General features: G+C 41.7%; 2 protein-coding genes. Both read right to left on the bottom strand.

Going from position 1 to position 714, the window contains the following annotated elements; all coding sequences use genetic code 11:
• Positions 1–73: 73 nt before the first annotated feature.
• Positions 74–343: a PIN-like domain-containing protein gene (locus tag INT20_RS17930; protein ID WP_193057453.1), complete on the bottom strand. Its 270-nt coding sequence runs from the start codon at positions 341–343 to the stop codon at positions 74–76.
• Between the two features lie 59 nt (positions 344–402).
• A partial coding sequence (locus tag INT20_RS17925; protein ID WP_226912253.1) for a hypothetical protein occupies positions 403–714 on the bottom strand: 312 nt, incomplete at its 5' end.

Here is a 714-nt window from a genome sequence, read left to right as displayed (position 1 = left end):
AGGGATGATCAGCCCAGAGGCGTTTGAAGTCCGAATGATCGCTTAAACGAGTGTCCACTGTTGCTGGGTAAGATCATATAGCTTTAGCCGTTTCGTCATATGAGCGTTCTTGTTGATCAATTACCGATAGTCGATTATTTAAATATTCCTCGGCAGCTCTATGAGGCAGCCATACACGCTCTTGTATTTTTTGAAGAAGCTGAAGAAACTCGCGTCTAGCAGAATCAGAATACCTATAAAAATTCAATAATATATTTGCATCAAATACAAAAATGCAGGAATCCCACACCTGCTTTAAATTCTTTTCACTTTCTTTAAAGTGGCCGGGGAAAAGGTCCTTCATATTATCTCCATCATTGAACGGCGCGCTTTGCGGAAAACTTTTCCGACAACAGCACTTTGTTAGATTTTGTACTTTAGGACTACATTCTCTACCAGGTCCTGTATGAACTCAGTTGCTTTAAGTTCAGATATTGATATTCCTGATGGGTGAGCGCTTGAGTTACGTGTTCCGAGTTTTTCATCAAGAATTTTTCTAACGTCATTGGTGATGATCTTTGCTGAGCGGCAGAACTCAATGAACTTACCCTCTGGAATTTCAGTAAAGTCATCAACGGAAGTGAGCTTTGATATTTTTGGCTCTTCGACGTTGGGTGTGGAATTTGTCTCCTGAGCTGGGCCAGAATAGGGGCTCCACAACAGCGGTAGGTATGG

Source organism: Halomonas citrativorans (genome assembly GCF_014898005.1).
Taxonomy (GTDB): domain Bacteria; phylum Pseudomonadota; class Gammaproteobacteria; order Pseudomonadales; family Halomonadaceae; genus Vreelandella; species Vreelandella citrativorans.
This window is presented reverse-complemented; position numbering and strand designations above follow the sequence as displayed.

Bases quoted from the DNA above. Each gene is read 5' to 3' on its own strand.
- INT20_RS17930 (WP_193057453.1), bottom strand. From the start codon at position 343: ATGAAGGACCTTTTCCCCGGCCACTTTAAAGAAAGTGAAAAGAATTTA.